This is a genomic window from Synechococcus sp. BS56D (assembly GCF_004332405.1).
In the GTDB taxonomy this organism is placed as follows: Bacteria; Cyanobacteriota; Cyanobacteriia; order PCC-6307; family Cyanobiaceae; genus Synechococcus_C.
On sequence record NZ_PHQU01000006.1, the window covers coordinates 132,213 to 148,689 of the forward strand.

17 protein-coding genes and 1 riboswitch are annotated in these 16,477 nt (G+C 61.9%); of the genes, 3 read left to right on the plus strand and 14 right to left on the minus strand.

Annotated elements, in window-relative coordinates:
• Window positions 1–10: 10 nt before the first annotated feature.
• Window positions 11–2,785 carry an RNA helicase gene (locus CWE17_RS10080; RefSeq protein WP_131456807.1) on the plus strand — a complete coding sequence of 925 codons (2,775 nt, stop codon included), beginning with the start codon at window positions 11–13 and terminating at the stop codon, window positions 2,783–2,785.
• A 16-nt stretch (window positions 2,786–2,801) separates the two neighbouring features.
• On the opposite strand, the gene fumC is transcribed toward CWE17_RS10080, so the two are convergent.
• From fumC to CWE17_RS10100, 4 genes are all read right to left on the minus strand, one after another.
• Complete coding sequence (fumC, locus tag CWE17_RS10085; protein ID WP_131456809.1) at window positions 2,802–4,199, minus strand: class II fumarate hydratase; 1,398 nt, start codon at window positions 4,197–4,199, stop codon at window positions 2,802–2,804.
• Window positions 4,196–4,297 carry an adenylosuccinate lyase gene (locus tag CWE17_RS10090; protein ID WP_131456811.1) on the minus strand — a complete coding sequence of 34 codons (102 nt, stop codon included), beginning with the start codon at window positions 4,295–4,297 and terminating at the stop codon, window positions 4,196–4,198. Before CWE17_RS10090 ends, fumC begins: the two co-directional genes overlap by 4 nt.
• A 15-nt stretch (window positions 4,298–4,312) precedes the next feature.
• Window positions 4,313–5,608, minus strand: coding sequence for an adenylosuccinate lyase (purB, locus tag CWE17_RS10095; protein ID WP_131456813.1), 1,296 nt, complete (start codon window positions 5,606–5,608; stop codon window positions 4,313–4,315).
• A gap of 68 nt (window positions 5,609–5,676) precedes the next feature.
• The gene (locus tag CWE17_RS10100; RefSeq protein ID WP_236629683.1) at window positions 5,677–5,817 is read right to left on the minus strand and encodes a hypothetical protein; all 141 of its coding nucleotides are present in this window, start codon (window positions 5,815–5,817) and stop codon (window positions 5,677–5,679) included.
• 222 nt (window positions 5,818–6,039) lie between these two features.
• On the opposite strand from CWE17_RS10100, the gene CWE17_RS10105 reads away from it, so the two are divergent.
• On the plus strand, window positions 6,040–6,855 hold the full coding sequence (locus tag CWE17_RS10105; RefSeq protein ID WP_131457099.1) for a TlyA family RNA methyltransferase: 816 nt from the start codon (window positions 6,040–6,042) through the stop codon (window positions 6,853–6,855).
• A gap of 9 nt (window positions 6,856–6,864) precedes the next feature.
• Here the strand turns inward: CWE17_RS10105 and CWE17_RS10110 are convergent, their stop codons facing one another.
• The 3 genes from CWE17_RS10110 to CWE17_RS10120 all read right to left on the minus strand — a co-directional run bounded on the left by CWE17_RS10110 (window position 6,865) and on the right by CWE17_RS10120 (window position 7,755).
• Window positions 6,865–7,203, minus strand: a complete 339-nt coding sequence (locus CWE17_RS10110; protein ID WP_131456815.1) for a P-II family nitrogen regulator — start codon at window positions 7,201–7,203, stop codon at window positions 6,865–6,867.
• A 36-nt stretch (window positions 7,204–7,239) separates the two neighbouring features.
• A complete protein-coding gene (locus tag CWE17_RS10115) occupies window positions 7,240–7,467 on the minus strand; it encodes a hypothetical protein (protein ID WP_131456817.1) in 228 nt (75 codons plus the stop codon).
• A 69-nt stretch (window positions 7,468–7,536) separates the two neighbouring features.
• Window positions 7,537–7,755 (minus strand): DUF4278 domain-containing protein, encoded by a 219-nt coding sequence (locus CWE17_RS10120; protein WP_131456819.1) that lies wholly within the window; start codon window positions 7,753–7,755, stop codon window positions 7,537–7,539.
• Between the two features lie 60 nt (window positions 7,756–7,815).
• Window positions 7,816–7,891: riboswitch (Glutamine riboswitch) on the minus strand.
• A 114-nt stretch (window positions 7,892–8,005) separates the two neighbouring features.
• Here CWE17_RS10120 and queF point away from each other — a divergent pair.
• A complete protein-coding gene (gene queF, locus CWE17_RS10125) occupies window positions 8,006–8,416 on the plus strand; it encodes a preQ(1) synthase (protein ID WP_131456821.1) in 411 nt (136 codons plus the stop codon).
• Here queF and CWE17_RS10130 read toward each other — a convergent pair.
• From CWE17_RS10130 to CWE17_RS10160, 7 genes are all read right to left on the minus strand, one after another.
• Complete coding sequence (locus CWE17_RS10130) at window positions 8,388–9,683, minus strand: cytochrome c biogenesis protein ResB (RefSeq protein ID WP_131456823.1); 1,296 nt, start codon at window positions 9,681–9,683, stop codon at window positions 8,388–8,390. The two genes, queF and CWE17_RS10130, sit on opposite strands and share 29 nt — an antisense overlap.
• Before the next feature lie 35 nt (window positions 9,684–9,718).
• Window positions 9,719–10,387: a cytochrome c biogenesis CcdA family protein gene (locus CWE17_RS10135; RefSeq protein WP_240789378.1), complete on the minus strand. Its 669-nt coding sequence runs from the start codon at window positions 10,385–10,387 to the stop codon at window positions 9,719–9,721.
• Between the two features lie 68 nt (window positions 10,388–10,455).
• Window positions 10,456–11,679: an FtsW/RodA/SpoVE family cell cycle protein gene (locus tag CWE17_RS10140; RefSeq protein WP_370318304.1), complete on the minus strand. Its 1,224-nt coding sequence runs from the start codon at window positions 11,677–11,679 to the stop codon at window positions 10,456–10,458.
• A gap of 139 nt (window positions 11,680–11,818) precedes the next feature.
• Window positions 11,819–12,019, minus strand: coding sequence for a phycobilisome linker polypeptide (locus CWE17_RS10145; protein ID WP_131456829.1), 201 nt, complete (start codon window positions 12,017–12,019; stop codon window positions 11,819–11,821).
• 5 nt (window positions 12,020–12,024) lie between these two features.
• On the minus strand, window positions 12,025–12,513 hold the full coding sequence (apcB, locus tag CWE17_RS10150) for an allophycocyanin subunit beta (protein WP_131456831.1): 489 nt from the start codon (window positions 12,511–12,513) through the stop codon (window positions 12,025–12,027).
• Between the two features lie 42 nt (window positions 12,514–12,555).
• Window positions 12,556–13,041: an allophycocyanin gene (locus CWE17_RS10155; RefSeq protein ID WP_131456833.1), complete on the minus strand. Its 486-nt coding sequence runs from the start codon at window positions 13,039–13,041 to the stop codon at window positions 12,556–12,558.
• Window positions 13,042–13,357: 316 nt separating this feature from the next.
• A complete protein-coding gene (locus tag CWE17_RS10160) occupies window positions 13,358–16,390 on the minus strand; it encodes a phycobilisome rod-core linker polypeptide (protein WP_131457103.1) in 3,033 nt (1,010 codons plus the stop codon).
• Window positions 16,391–16,477 lie beyond the last annotated feature (87 nt).

The window sequence follows — 16,477 nt, forward strand, 5'->3', positions numbered from 1 at the left end:
GATCGCTTCTATGGCGGAAACCGATACCCAGGCTGCTGAGCCCGCGAGCGTGGGGTCGCCAGATCCGGCGCGGATCTTTCCCTTCCCCCTGGATGCCTTTCAGCTGGAGGCGATCGATGCCCTGAATCAGGGGCATTCGGTTGTCGTGAGTGCCCCCACCGGCTCCGGAAAGACGCTCGTCGGTGAATATGCCATCTATCGGGCGATGGCCCACGGCCAGAAGGTTTTTTACACCACGCCTCTCAAGGCGCTTTCCAACCAGAAACTGCGTGATTTCCGCAGGCAGTTTGGGGCGGAGAACGTCGGTTTGATGACCGGTGATCTCAGCGTCAACCGGGAGGCCTCCATCGTGGTGATGACCACCGAGATCTTCCGCAACATGCTCTATGCGGAAGCGGACGAGCATGACGATCCGCTTGCGGATGTTGAGGCGGTGGTGCTCGATGAATGCCACTACATGAACGATTCCCAGCGGGGCACGGTCTGGGAGGAGTCGATCATTCACTGCCCGCCAGCGGTCCAGTTGGTGGCCCTGTCGGCCACGGTGGCCAATGCCGGTCAGCTGACCGATTGGATTGAGCGGGTGCATGGACCCACCCGTCTGGTGCTGAGTGATTTCAGGCCGGTGCCGCTTCAGTTCAGTTTCTGCAGTGCCAAGGGACTGCATCCCTTGCTGAATGAGGAAGGAACCGGACTGCATCCCAATTGCAAGGTTTGGCGCGCTCCGAAGGGCAGCAAACGCAAAGGTCGCTCTCCGAAACCTCCCCAGCCGGAGCCCCCACCGATCAGCTTCGTCGTGGCCCAGATGGCCGAGCGCGACATGCTTCCCGCGATTTATTTCATCTTCAGCCGCAGGGGGTGCGATAAGGCGGTGCGCGATCTGGGGGTGCAATGTCTGGTGAGCGATGCCGAGCAGGCTCGAATCCGATCTCGTCTCAAGGCCTATGCCAGCGCCAATCCGGAGGCGGTCCGTGATGGCTTGCATGCCGATGCCCTGCTTCGTGGCATCGCGGCCCACCATGCCGGCGTGCTTCCCGCCTGGAAGGAGCTGATCGAGGAGTTGTTCCAGGAGGGGTTGGTGAAGGTGGTCTTCGCCACGGAAACCCTGGCGGCGGGGATCAACATGCCGGCGCGCAGCACGGTGATTGCAGCCCTGTCGAAACGCACTGAACGGGGCCACCGGCCGCTGATGGCCAGTGAATTTCTGCAAATGGCCGGCCGGGCCGGCCGGCGTGGCCTGGACTCCCAGGGGTATGTGGTGACGGTGCAGAGCCGGTTCGAGGGGGTGCGCGAGGCAGGACAACTGGCCACCAGTCCAGCCGATCCGCTGGTGAGTCAGTTCACCCCCAGTTACGGGATGGTGCTCAATCTCTTGCAACGCCATGATCTCGCCAAGGCGAGGGAGCTCGTGGAGCGCAGCTTCGGGCGCTATCTGGCGAGCCTGGATTTGGTGGAGGAGGAGGAGATCCTCACCCAGCTCAGGCTTCAGCTGGGTCAGTTGCAGGGCACAGCTGGGGATGTGCCTTGGGAAGACTTCGAGGATTACGAGAAGCGTCGGGCCCGATTGCGGGAGGAGCGGCGTCTGTTGAGGATCCTGCAGCAGCAGGCGGAGGAGACCCTGGCCCATGAGCTGACGTTGGCTTTGCAGTTCGCCAGTGTTGGCACCCTGGTGAGTCTTAAGGCCCCGCAGTTGCGGGGCGCGGTGACGCCAGCGGTGATCGTCGAGAAGCAGGACGGTCCTGGTCAGTTCCCCCTGCTGCTTTGCCTCACCCACGACAATGTGTGGCTGCTGCTGCCTTGCCAGGCCGTGGTGAGCTTGCATGCGGAGCTGAGCTGCCTGCAGGTGCATGGGGTTGAGGCCCCTGAACTGCGTCGATCGGGTGAGCTCCGCCATGGGGATCAACGCAGTGGCGGTCTGGCACTCGCCGTGGGCCATATCGCCCAACGCCATGACATGACCACTCCCCAGTACGACCTGGCCGGAGAGGTTCTCTCCCAGGCCCGTCTTGTGCAGGAGCTGGAGGCCGACCTCGAGGCTCACCCGGCGCACCGCTGGGGGGATCGCCGCCAGCTCAAGAAGCATCGGCGTCGCATGGAGGAGCTCGAGTTGGAGATCAGCGAGCGTCAGCAGCTGCTTCATCACCGCGCCAACCGCCACTGGGAAACCTTCCTGGCTTTGATCGAAATCCTGCAGCACTTCGGCTGCCTCGATGATCTTGAACCCACCGAGATAGGCCGCACCGTGGCGGCTCTGCGGGGAGATAACGAACTGTGGTTGGGCCTGGCTCTGATGAGTGGCCATCTCGATGATCTGCCGCCAGCGGAACTTGCGGCTGTGTTTGAGGCGATCAGCACGGAGGTCAATCGCCCTGATTTATGGAGCGGATTCCCACCGCCGCCTCGGGCAGAGGAGGCACTCCACGATCTGATGGGAATCCGTCGCGAGTTGCTTCGGGCCCAGGAGCGCGCCCAGGTGGTGGTGCCTGCTTGGTGGGAGCCGGAGCTGATGGGGCTGGTGGAGGCCTGGGCGTGCGGCACGGCCTGGAACGATCTGATCGCCAATACCTCCCTGGACGAGGGTGATGTGGTGCGGATCATGCGGCGCACCGTGGATTTGCTGGCGCAGGTGCCCTATTGCGAGGCGATCAGCGAGCAGCTGCGTAGCCACGCTCGCCAGGCGCTCAAAGCGATCAACCGCTTCCCGGTGGCCGAAGCTGATGATCTGCTGAAGGCCGCGGCGGCGGAATCCGGAGGATTGAACCCAGCCACGGAACGGGCTGCCTGACGAGCCGCTTCAGGGGTTATCCGTGCGGCACGGTCATCGCGGCCGGATCCACGATCCGGTCAAAATCATCAGCGCTGACGTAGCCCAGCTCCAGGGCGGCATCGCGAAGGCTCGTGCCCTGCGCATGGGCATATTTGGCGATGGCACTGGCTTTGTCGTAACCGATCACCGGTGCCAGGGGCGTCACGAGCATCAGGGATTGCTCGACGTCGCGTTGAATGCGGCCGAGGTTCGGTTCCATCCCTTCCACCATCGCCACCCGGAAGCAGCGGCAGGCATCCGTGAGTAGGGTGATCGCCTGGAGCAGATTGAAGCCGATCAGCGGTTTGTAGACGTTCATCTGCAGGTGCCCACCGGCTCCCGCCATGGCCACAGCGGCATCGAGACCGATCACCTGGGTGCACACCATCGCCATCGCCTCGCACTGGGTGGGATTCACCTTGCCGGGCATGATCGAGCTGCCGGGTTCGTTTTCCGGCAGATGAAGTTCGGCCAGGCCGGCGCGGGGGCCGCAAGCCAGCAAGCGGATGTCGTTGGCGATCTTTAGCAGTGTCACCGCCAGCAGCCGCAGCTGACCCATGGCATGCACCAGGCCGTCATGGCTGGCCATCACGGCAAATTTGTTTGGCGCTGAGCGGAAGGGCAGGCCGGTGAGGCGTGCAAGCTCGGCGGCGGCCTGCTCTGCAAAGCCATCGGGTGCGTTCAGGCCTGTGCCCACGGCCGTGCCGCCAAGGGGGAGAGGCAGCACTTCGGCGAGGCAGGCATCGATCCGCTCGGTCGCTGTGCCGATCTGGTCGCGCCAGGCGGACACTTCCTGGCCCAGGGTGAGCGGTACCGCGTCCTGCAGGTGGGTGCGGCCGATTTTCACAATCCCGTTCCAGGCGTCGGCTTTCTTGGCCAAGGCCTCGTGCAGTCGTTGCAGTTCAGGCACTAAGCGACGGCTGATCCCTTCGGCGGTTGCAACGTGGATGGCGGCCGGGAAGGCGTCATTGGTCGATTGCGAACGATTGACGTGATCATTCGGATGCACCGGCCTGTGGCTCCCCAGGGGCTCGCCAGCGGACAGGGCCGCGAGATTGCTGATCACCTCATTGAGGTTCATGTTGGTCTGGGTGCCGCTGCCGGTCTGCCAGACCCGTAAGGGGAAGTGGGCATCGTGCTGGCCTTCGGCGACCGCCGCCGCCGCCTCCACAATCAGAGCGCAACGCTCCTGATCGAGAACGCCCAGGCGGGTGTTCACCACGGCGGCCACCTGTTTGATCCGTGCCAGGGCGTGGATCAGTTCCAGGGGAACGGTGTCTTGGCTGATGGCGAAATTCTGGAGCGAGCGCTGGGTCTGGGCTCCCCAAAGCGCCTCAGTGGGAACCGCAATCGGCCCCATGCTGTCGGTCTCGATCCTGGTGGTGTTCGTCATCGTTTTGGATTGGGCCTGAGCACCATGGCGATGATCAGCAGCAAGCCACTGACGCTCACCACCACATAGATCCAGTCTGCGTAGGGGGTCCAGAACATGCCGCGTTCAGGGCGTCAGAGTCCCAGTCGTTCCCAGATCACGCCGAGATTGGCCTGGTGTAGATCCGTGCTGAAGCAGTCAGCTAGCTGCTCGGCGCTGAGTTTGTCAGTGACTTCAGGATCTGCCGCCAGGTTGGCCCGGAAGTCGCCGCCGTTGCTGTTCCAGGCGGTGTGGGCGTTGCGCTGAACCACCCGATAGGCATCCTCTCGGCTCATGCCGGCATCCACCAAGCCAAGAAGCACGCGTTGGCTGAAGACCACGCCGCCATACACGTTCATGTTGCGACGCATGTTGTCGGGATAGACCCCCAGACCGGCAACAACGGCCGTCATCTCCCGCAGCATGAAGTGCAGTGTCACCGAGCAGTCGGGAAGCATCATCCGCTCGGTGGAACTGTGGCTGATGTCGCGTTCATGCCAGAGGGCGACGTTCTCGAGAGCGGCTACTACGTAGCTACGCAGCACGCGCGCGAGGCCGCTGATGCGTTCGCTGCGGATTGGATTGCGCTTGTGGGGCATGGCGGAACTGCCCTTCTGCCCTTTGGCAAAGCTCTCTTCCACTTCAAGAACGTCAGTCCGTTGCAAGTTGCGGATCTCGGTCGCGAATCGGTCGAGCGAGGCGCCGACGAGGGCCAAAGTCTGGATGTAATCGGCGTGACGATCACGGGAGATCACCTGGGTGCTGGCGGTGTCTGGAGTGAGTCCGAGGCGCTCGCAGGTGAGGCGTTCAACTTCGGGATCCGTGTTGGCGTAGGTGCCCATGGCGCCGCTGATTTGGCCTACGGCTACATCTTTTTCCAGCCGCTCGAGGCGATCGGCATTGCGACGGGTCTCCGCGAGCCAGCCAGCCAGCTTGAATCCGAAGGTGATCGGTTCCCCATGGATCGCGTGGGAGCGGCCGATCATCACCGTGGACTTGTGCTCAGAGGCCAACTTGGCGATGGCTGCATCCAGGGCGGCTAGCTCCTGACGCAGCAGAGCCACCGATGCTTTCAGTTGCAGAGCCAAGCCAGTGTCCAGCACATCGCTGCTGGTCATGCCCACGTGGATGTAGCGACCCGCATCGCCGACGTGCTCATTCACATTCGTTAGGAAAGCGATCACGTCGTGACGCACTTCGGCCTCGATCTCCAGGATTCGCTCCGGCTCGAAGGCCGATTTCGTGCGAATGTCCTGCATGGCGTCTTCTGGCACACGGCCAAGGCTGCAGTTGGCTTCGCAGGCGGCGACCTCTACATCGAGCCAGCTCTGATATTTCGCCCGGTCAGTCCAGAGCGCGCCCATCTCGGGCAGTGTGTATCTCTCGATCAAGGCCAGCGCGTGGCAACGACCTCACCAATGTATGGCCTGGGCTGGGTTGCTCAGGAGGAGCACGTCTCTTAGGCCGAGGTCAGGCGTTGATGCTCCACTTCCCACTGCACGTGTTGCCCCCAGGCCTGCTGGCGCACCCAGCAACGCCCTCCACGGCATTCGATCACCTGAAAGGGAGGCAGATCGCTCGGGTGATTGTCGATGGTCACGAAAGTGCCGGGGGGGAGCAGTTCAAGGACGCGGTTTGGCTCGACACTTGGCAGGCCCCGCAGATGTGGGCGATGGGATGTCCTGTTGCGCTTGCTGGAGCGGGGGGGCTGATGGGCTGACACGTCCTTGCGGGCGGCTTGAATCGATCTTCCTGGTGGTCACCGCCGCTCCGGGAGGAACCCTGGTTTTTGTTCGGTTTTCTCCTCTGCTTTTATGACGAAATGGCCCGTAAACAACGACTGGATCTGCATCTGCTGACCCTTGGCCTGGTGCCTTCACGTCAGCAGGCCCAGCAGCTCATCCGTGCAGGTCGGGTGCGGGATGTCCATGGACAACTCTTGGACAAACCTGGCGTCGAGGTCGCCCCTGATCTTGAGGTGATCGTCGAACAGCCCCCTCGCTTCGTCTCCAGGGGTGGCGAAAAGTTGCTTGCGGCTCTGGAAGCTTTCCCTTTGCACTTGGATGGACGCATCTGCCTGGATGGCGGGATCTCCACGGGTGGTTTCACCGACTGCCTCCTGCAGCACGGGGCCGCCAAGGTGTATGGCATTGATGTGGGCTACGGGCAGACGGCCTGGAGCTTGCGAACGGATGAGCGGGTGGTGCTGAGGGAACGAACAAACCTGCGTCGTCTCACGCCAGACGAGCTCTTTGGTGTGGATGACCCCAGGCCCACATTGGCGGTCGCCGATGTGTCGTTCATCTCTCTGGTCCTCGTGCTTCCAGCACTACGGGGCCTGCTGGATCCGACGAAAGCGGAGGCGGTGTTATTGGTGAAGCCTCAGTTTGAGGTGGGTCGGGAACGGGTCGGTAAAGGAGGTGTGGTGCGGGACCCTGATGCCCATCGGGATGCCCTGATTGGGGTGATCGATGCAGCATCACCACTGGGTTGGAACCCCCATGGTCTTGTGGCATCACCGATCACCGGTCCGGCTGGAAACCACGAATATTTGCTTTGGCTCGCCCAGGGAGCCCCAGTGCAGATGCCTACAGCTGAAAGCTTGCAGGCGCTGGCAAGGGCAACCCTGGGGCTCTAGACGACTGCTTCAGAGTGCCGAGCCGTCGCGGTCCCCGGTGCGGATGCGCACCACTGTGTCGACAGGTGAAATGAAGATCTTGCCATCGCCGATTTCGCCGGTTTTCGCGGCATCGGCGATGGCGGTGACGACCGTGTCGACGCGAGCGTCATCGACAACGACCTCGATCTTCAGCTTCTGGAGGAATTCCACCGTGAACTCAGATCCCCGATAGCGCTCCACTTGGCCTTTCTGGCGACCGAAACCACGCACTTCACTCACAGTCATGCCAACGATGCCGGCATTGACAAGGGCCAATTTCACGTCTTCCAGCTTGAAGGGGCGGATGATCGCCTCGACTTTTTTCATGACCTGGGGCGGTGGGTGTTGAGTAAGGAAAGTGTGTCAGATCTGGCCGGATGGCGACAGGGCTGGCAGGTACGTCAGTTGCAGACCTGCCGCACTTGCATCGGCGCTTAGGGCGCCGGCATCGGCGGGGGGAAGGGTCACCAAGCCATCGGCCAGTAGCGACCAGTGTTCGCTCTCGAAATGCGTTTGCAACCAGAGCATGCCGTGGATACTGCCCGGTCGGAGCCGGATGGAGCTTTCGGAGCTGTACAGGCAGAGATCCATGAAAAAGCCTGAGCGACCACTCCATTACGGCGTGGCGCCCAGGCAACAGTTGTGCCTTTTGCGACCGAATCAGCGGTTGGCCTGCTGGCTGGCTTCCGCTTGCCTGTGCTGATAGGTGTTGCCGCGGTAGTGCAGCTCGACACTGGCGTCGGCATCGGCGGACTCATGGCGGAGCGGAGCCTCGTAATGCTGACCGCGGTAGGTGTGATCGACCTTGGTTTGGCTTGGCTGCTCGTGTTGGTTGGCGTCATAAGCGACGCCTCGATAGGTGCGTTGTTTGACAGACATGGTTGGAGCCTCGAAGGGATGGGAGTTCACCCGAGCGAATCGGGGACCGCTTCGATGGAAGGAGCGTTGCTTCGCCTTGCGGAGGGCTACTTCCGGCTGGTCGACCGGCGCCGAAGCGCCGACCAAGCTCAACGTTTTGTCCTTCAAGAATGTTGTATCTCAAAACTGCTGTTCATGGTGAACAGTTTCACCCTTTGTTTGTGAAGCTTTTGTGAGTTTGTAGCGTGGTGATCACTTCGCGCCTTGTGTCTTGGCTTCCTCCGCCTCTGAAACCACCCGCACTCCCCTCTATGGCGAGCGTGCCATCGCCGAGGCCGAGTTGATTTGCTTCGACAATCCCCGTCCTGGGCGTCCCTATGAGGTGGCGATTGAACTACCTGAATTCACGTGTCTCTGCCCCTTCTCGGGATATCCGGATTTCGCGGTTTTGCGTTTGCTCTACCAACCCGGTCCCCGGGTGGTGGAGCTGAAGGCCATCAAGCTTTATGTGAACAGCTATCGCGATCGCACCATCTCCCATGAAGAGGTGGCCAACAGGATCCTTGATGATCTTGTGGCGGCCTGTGATCCGGTCTGGATGCAGCTGGAGGCAGATTTCCACCCCCGCGGCAATGTTCACACCGTCGTACGTGTCAGTCACGGCAGCCGCCAGCCGTGCTGATGAGCTCCGGCAGCTCCCGGGCGAAGCCCCCCAGGTTGCGATTGCAGAGGCCGCCCACATGCAGCTTCCTGCCTTCGGGGTCAAGGATGGCCCAGAGCTGACGGGTGGCCACCAGGCTCAGGCCGCCCCCCAGCAGGGTGATAGCAAAGCCTGCATAGACCAGAGGGACTCCAGGATCACGTTTCAGCAGCAGACCGCTGGCTGGCATCACGTCCCACACGCGCAGCGGCAGACCATTGATCTCTGCCGCCGCCCCCCCTGGGCGCAGATTGGCCAAGGAGTCGCCGCCGCTGCCAAACACCTGCACAGGGCCCTCTTCGGTGCTGAGGGCTAGAAGCACTGGTTCGCTGCCATCCGGCCGGGTGGGGAGCACCAGGCCCCAGAGCTGATCTCCGAGTTCCGGAAAGGTCTGCAGAGGAAGTTGCAGCCTTGGGCTGTTGCCCAATTGCACCGTGATTGCCGCCAGTGACCAGTCGGCCTGATACACCGTCATCCCGCGAAAACGGAGTGGGTGGTTGACGCTGATCTCGTGGATGGAGGGGCTGGCGTCGTTAGGCGCCTGAAGCTCTAAAACCGAGCGGAACTGCTCGGGCCGCCCAGCGGGATCCCTTTCGATCGCGAACTGCTCGAGGGTGAGGGTGAGCTGGCTCTCTCCCTGGCGATTCAGAAGGTCGAGACTGCGCCCAGGTGCCAGATAGCGCTCGAGGCGATGACCAGCCAGTGCCCCCCAGGCGGCACCCAGCATCAGCAGGACAAGCCCCGTATGCACAAGTAGCGGGCCAACGCGGCCTACCACTCCCCGGCGTGCACTGAAACGTTCCCCGTGCTCCTGAACTTGCCAACCACGCTCCCTGAGGCTGCTCGCCAGCCGGCGGAGCCCCGTGCTCGCGTCATCGAGGCTCAGGCTCTCGGCCAGGGCCAGTTTGCTGAGCTGACGCGGTTCCCGGTAATCAATCCAACGGAGGGCGGTCTGGAGTGCGGGCCATTGGCGTCGCCAGCTGCAGAGGATTAAGGCCAGCCCGAGCCAGCCGAGAAGACTGAGAAACCAGAAGCTGCTGTAAACATGATCCAGCTGGAGGGCGAGCATTCGATCGCCGTTGATCAGTCCCAGCCAGGGATCGTTGTTAAAGCGATCGAGGTAAAGCGCAGGATCTTCCCCCTGAGGAAGGATGGTGCCGACGGCACTGGCGATCGCGATCAGCAGCAGCAGCGCAATGGCCAGCCGTAGATCGGATAGCAGAGCTGCCAGACGTCGAAGCGCTGTCATGGCTGAGGGGTCATGGGTGTCAGGTCATGGCTGGTTCACAGCCAGCGCGAGAGCAGGGTGAGTGCACCGGTGGTGATGAGTACCACGCCGCTCACCGGTGGCACCCAGCGGCCGATTGGGCGTAGGGCCAGCAGGTTGGGAACGCTCGCTGCTGCGCTTCCTGCCAGCAGCAGCGGAAGCACCTGGCCGAAACCGAAACAGGTGAGCAGCAGCATGCCGATCAAGGGGCTGCCGCTGGTGGCGATCCATCCGAGCAGAACAGCGAGTACCGGGGTTGTGCAGGGGGAGGCGGCCAATCCGAAGGCGAGTCCAGCAGCCACTGGTGCCAAGGGGGCCGGTATACGGCGGCTCCACTGGGTCGGGTCCGGTCCTGCAGGAAGAGGCACCCGCAGAAGACCAAGCAAGTTAAGCCCCATCACCAAAGCAAGCACCGCGACCACTGTCGGCACGGCATTCGGCACCTGGCCGTAGATCCTTCCCAGCAGGCCGCTGAGGCTGCCCAGCAGCACGAGTGCAACAACAATCCCGCTGCAGAAGAGCAGGCTTCGCTGCCAAGGGCTTTGGCGGCCCTCAAACCCCGCTAGGTAAGCCAGGGTGACGGGAAGCAGGGAGAGAGAGCAGGGACCGAGGCTCGTGAGTGCGCCACCGGCAAAGACCAAGCCAAGGGTGATGGGCCCAGGGTGGGTCAGGGCCTGGGTCAGCAGCTGCTCACTGCTCTGTGCAAGACCGGCAAGATCGAGGTTGATGGCTGCCTCGGAGGTTGATCGTCACCTTATCGAGAGGGCCGCCTTGGCTGGTGCCTCCGCCCCCCGTTTTGTTTCAGCCTGCGACCTCCGACCAGACCGCTGGATTCAAGGGAGCAACGGATCAGAAGGCCGGCGATCAAAAGACTCGACATCAAAGAGTTGCCCCCATAGCTGATCATCGGTAACGGCAGTCCCGTTGTGGGCATGGCTCCAGAGGCGACGGCCAGGTTCATCAGCGACTGGCCAATCAGCAGGATGGTGCATCCGATCGCCGTCAGCCTGGCCTGGTTACTCCGGCAGCGCAGGGCGACGCGCAGGCCGATGAAGCCGATCAACATCAGGAACATCAGCAGCATCAACGAGCCGATGAAGCCGAACTCCTCTGCATAGACGGCAAAAATGAAATCTGTGCTCTGAATGGGCAGATACTGCAGCTTCTGGGTCGAGAGTCCGAAACCCTGGCCGAACAGCCCCCCTGAACCGATCGCGAGCAGACTCTGCACCAGTTGATAGCCGTCTCCCTGGGGGTCCTGCCAGGGATCCAGGAACGAGATCACCCGTAGACGCTGGTATTCGTTGATCATGATGCTGCTGACTCCCAAGGCGGCGCCCGCCAGGGCGGTACCGAACAAGGTGCGCAGGCGTAGCCCGGCAGAGAATGCCATGAGCCAGAGGAGTAGGCCCGTCAAAGCTGCTGTGCTCAGGTTCGGTTGTTTGAGGATCAGCAGAATCAAAGCCGCGAAGCTGCCCAGCCAGAGCAGCTTTTGATCAGGAGCGCTCCGTTTCCAATGGGCAAAGAGGTTCGCGGCCTGAAGCACCACGAATGGTTTGACGAGTTCCGACGGTTGGATCTGAAGAGGGCCGATGACGAGCCAGCGGCTCGCACCATTCACGGTGCTGCCGAACACGAGGGTGGCCGCGACAAGCAGGGTGCCGATCCAGAGAGCCGGGCCGGCGAGCTTCATCCAGCGCCGAAGGTCAGTGCTGATTGCGGTGGCTAAGAGTCCCCAGCTGGCCACCATCCAGATGATCTGTCGCTTGAGGTAGTAAGCCCCTTCTCCCATTTCCCGGCTGGCAACCCACCAGCTGGCGGACGCGAGCACCAGCAGTCCCGCCAGGCTCCAGATTGCCGTGAGGCTGATCAGCAGCCTGGCCTCCGCAGGCCAGAGCGACCAATCCAGTGGCAGCTGGCGTTGCAGCAACGGCCCCTGGACCGCTGTTGTCACGGTGCGTGGTTTCCTTCTGGAAATCGCACTGGTGCTGGTCAAGGAAGGAGAGACAAATGGTGATGCTCCATTCAGCCGTCTCAAGGGGATTTTGCCAAGTCGTAGAAGACAAAAAAGCCCGGTCAGAGACCGGGCTTTTCAAGAATCTGAGGAGGCTTCAGGTTCAGTTGCCGACGTTCACCTGAGGGCGACCGCTGCAGAGCTCAACTTTTAGGATCCGCCCCCCTTGCTTCATGATGCGCTGCTGCTCAGCGAACCAGCTCTCGTAGGGAACCCATTTCGTGAAAAAGGTGTTTTGCAGCTCACGCTGACTACGCACTTTTTCAGGACAGGGAATACAGGCGGTGACTTTGAACAACCGCATGAGACTCAGTTCCCGAGACCGGAACAGATGTAATCGAAATAAACACCCATTTCACGACCTGCATCAGGACCGACCAAGGAAGCAGTGACTTCCTTCATGGCTTGAATGGCCTGAACGGTGGCGCCGATGGGCACTCCCAGAGAGTTGTAGGTCTCCTTGAGGCCATTCAGAACACGCTCATCCAGGATGGAGGTGTCACCAGCCAGCATGGCGTAGGTGGAATAGCGCAGGTAGTAATCGAGGTCGCGAATGCAAGCTGCATAGCGACGGGTGGTGTACATATTGCCGCCGGGACGGGTGATGTCCGTGTAGAGCAGAGCCTTGGCGACAGCGTCTTTGATGATCGCAGAAGCGTTGGCGCTGATGGTGGCAGCAGCCTTGACGCGGAGTTCGCCGCTGGCGAAGTAGCTCTCAAGGTTGCTCATCGAAGTGGTGTCCAGGTAAAGACCCTGGACATCCGACTTATTGATGACGTTGGTGATGGCGTCTTGCATGGATCCGTGAAGAGGGCGAAAAGGCTGAAAAACGGCTTGTGATCAGGCGAGAGCGCCCACCACATAGTCGAAGTAGGTGCCGGCTTCCTCGGCATCGCTGCCGGTGAGAATGCTCATGGCAACGGCTTTCATTTCGCGGATCGCTTCGGCCATGGCCTCCAGGGGAGTGCCGAGGGCGCGATACATCTCGCGAGCGCCGATCACGCCGATCTCTTCAATCGGAGTGACATCGCCAGCGACCACGCCATAGGTCACGAGACGGAGGTAGTAGTCCATGTCGCGCAGGCAGGAGGCTGTCATTTCCTCGCCGTAGGCATTGCCGCCGGGGGAAATGACGTCAGGGCGCTTCTGGAAAAGCTGGCCTGCGGCCTGCTTCACGATGCGCTCACGGCTCTCGCTGAGAACCTGGGCGACGCGAAGACGACGCTGACCGCCGGCCACGAAGGCCTTGATCTGGTCGAGTTCGCCAGGGCTGAGATAGCGGGCTTCGGCGTCCGCGTTGATGATCGAGTTGGAGACGATGCTCATGCAGTTCTGCCTCGAAACAAGCGGCCGCCCGTAGGAGACCGATATCCGGTGAGTGGTTGACGCGACCAGTGTGCCCGATCGCCACAGCATTCTGTGCCAACGCTGAGAGGCAATCGCTGCCCCGGTAACAGTTCTTCACGGCGACAGTAAAGCTTAAGAGTCATTGCGGTGCAAGGGATCTGGCGGACGTTGCTCAGCAATAGGGTATGGCGTGTTTCTGACATAATTTTCACAAAAATTGCTCGCTATTTGTGACAAAAACGCCCCACGCCCGGAAGGGGCGTGGGGCGTTAGCGCCTTCTCTCGGCTTTAGGGCTTAGATGGCGCCTTTCAGGGGTGGGTTAAGGGCTGCATTGCCCCCATAAAGGGCTGCACCACGGTTGATTGTTGCCGTTGTGGTGCCGTCCAGACTCACCATTCCCTGGAAGCAGGGAATGGAATCGGTTCCGAAGCTGCTGGCATAGGCCTTGGAGTTCAGCAGATCATCAATCGCAGCCTGTTGGCCATGCTTGGCTCGGGTTGCCAGGAAAGCGCTGACTTCACGGGGAAGTGGAGCGCGACCCAGGAGTGCGATGTGGGCTGCGGCGGCAGCACGCAGGGGTGCCATTCGCCAAAGCCGCTGCTGGAATAGCTCACTAGCGCTGACGCGGGCCACAAATTCAGCCACGCTCAGTCGACGCTGGGTGAACAGGGACTCAGCGTCTCCAAGGCGCTCAGCCTCAACCGGCATGCGGTTGAGAAGCTGTCGGTAAACGGCCTGGATCGCCGCCTCGATTTCGCTGGTGCTGGCTGCTTCCGCCAGACGGAGAGGACGGTTCTGGCTAGCCCGTCGTTTCATGCCAGAGGGGCTGGCGCCCTCAAGGGCCTTGCGCATGGCCGTTTCAGCAGTTTCAGGCAAGCCGAATCCACCACTGCTGCCGGTGCTGCTCCAGATCGCTGGGGCAGATCCCACCTGAGCTAGGGGTTGAATTGGTGCGGCACTGGTGCCACTGCTCCAACTGCGAACCTGGCCAACCCCTGGCTGCCAGCGAGGTTCACTCCAGCGACGGGTTGGAGTGGGCTGGTTGCGCACGCTGTCTGGGCCCTGGCTCTGGCCTGTGCTCGGTTGAGCGACTTGCCCACCGCTGAGTGCCACGCTCCAGTTACCGCGGACCAGAGGTCGGGCAGGCAGATTGCGGTTGGTCAGGTCACCGGTGGTCCGCAGGGTGGGTGACTTGGGCACGTTGGGACGCTGATAGGCCGTTGCCGCCGAGGCGGCGATCAGATCGACTGGCCGTTTGAGAGCGGGCACCCTGCGGCTGCGGAGATCGGTGGGAGTGATGAAGCGCTCGTAGGGAACGGTGTCCTCACCGAAGCAGTCGTTGTATTCCGGGCTATTGATCAGAGCATCCACCACTCCGTAGAAGCCATGGCGGGCTGCGGTGTCGAAGAGAGCATCGATTTCCCAGCGACCAAACGTGGGTCGACCCAGCAGACGACGATGCATCACCTCGATGGCCTTGGTGATGTAGAGGCCGCTCCAGTACCGACGACGGAAGGCCTGGGAGCGAGCCACTTGGCGCACGAATTCGCGCAGGCTGATGTCGCCGTTCTCGAGCTTGATTTCCTCGACCTTGTTGCGCTCCCCGGCGTAGCCAGCGCTACCGAGCACCTGCACGTACACCGCATTGATGACGGCCTGGGTGCTCGATTCCGTGCCGCGCACACTGGGCTGACCGGCGCGGCGTGGCATGGAGCTTCCGCCCGTTGCGATCTGTTGCAGACGCATCACCTTCGGACCGACGCGGCGGGGCTGACTGCCGCGGAATTGGGGGCTCGCCATCTGGCCTGGTTCACGCATGCCATTGCCCACAAGGATGCGTCGGCTGTCGTAGCCGAACGGTGCGGGGCGCGTGGCCACGGAGGCTGTGGCTGAAGGGAAGATCGCCCCGTACTGGAGGCCCAGAGGGTCATTGCCACCTCCGTAGACGTGCTGGTCTCCGAAGGGTTGGCGGTAGGAGGCGTAGAGGGTGACGTACTGAGGTGCTCCTTCGAACGGTGCACTGAAGCGGAAAAGCTTGCGGTTGGATCCCCAGCCGGCACTCTCCTGAGCTTCCTCGCCGAGATCGCGGAGGAAGGGGACTGTTTCCTCGCCAAAAACGCGCGCATATTCCATGGTGTTGACCAGGGAATCGACCAGTCCGTTGAGCCCCTGAGCGCTCACGATGTCGAAGTAGCGGGTGAATTCCTCACGGGAACTGATGCCGCGACCGAGGAAGTGGCGGAAGGCCAGTTCAACCGCCCGACTGTTCGAGAAGCGTGCGTAAAACTGCTGCCGGTACTCCTTGCTGCGACCCAGGCTGCGGATGAATTCGCGCATGGAGATGTCGCCCTGGCGCACCTGGGTGGCTTCGACTGGGCAGGGCATCTGGGAGTAGGCCTTGCTGATGTCGCGCTCGAACACCTGGCGGTAGGCAGCACGGACGACCTCGGCCTTTTGGGCACCGGTCATGGCCGGCTTCATCGTGTACCGCAGCGCTTTGCCCTTGGCGGCCAGGGCATAGATCGCAGGCAGTTGCAGGCCTTGATTTTCAGGACTGCCCAGTCGCTGGCGTGCGGACGGGGTTGGAATGGCGAGTTCTTCGAGCAGCACGTTGAAGCACTGCACGGTGAGACGCCGGGCTTCCGGGCGCTCTTTCAGGAGGGTTGCAGCGGCAGCGCGCATTTCCTGGAGAGCCACGTTGGTAGCCGCCAGTGAGCAGCCCTTTTCAAGAACGTCACGCAGCCCGCGGGTGTTCACGGCAAGGATGCTGGGGTCGCCAGCCACGAGCGCATAGCCCACATAACGCAGGAACCAGCCCAGATCACGGATCGACTTGCGCATCCGATCTGGGCCGTATTTGGCCACACTGATGGGGCTGAAGCCGGTGGGAAGCACTACGCGTACGTCAGCTTCTTCGCCGCCGCCCTGGAGCAGCCGGGAGAAAAAGTTCCCACGGGTGGTGGAGCTTGCTGCTCCGGTGAAAGTCTCGATCGACTGGGCAAAAGCCGCTTGGTCGGCCGCTAGTAGCTCTCGGTCAGTACCGCCGGATTCACCGGTGCTCAACGGTGCATCCAGGAAAGAGAGTGGGGTTCCACCCACAAAGATCCTGTTGGCGGCGCGGGCAACGATCGCCTCAGCATTGGCGGCAAGCACCTGGGCGGCCTCCAGGCGGTCGCTGCCGCTTCTGAAGAAGGTCACCAGGTTGTCAAGTTCCGCTCCGTCGGGGAAGCGATCCTGTTGTTCAGCCTGACGAACGCTGGAGAGCGGCAGGGTGTCGAACAGCTGGGGGGAGACCCTGGGGCTGCCGCTGCTGGCGGTCACGGTCATGAACGAAAGCAAGCCGGATCAGGCCACGTTACGGCTCGTCTTTAGGCCTCCAGGAACGGCATGAACAAATGTTTGCAGGGGCTGGTC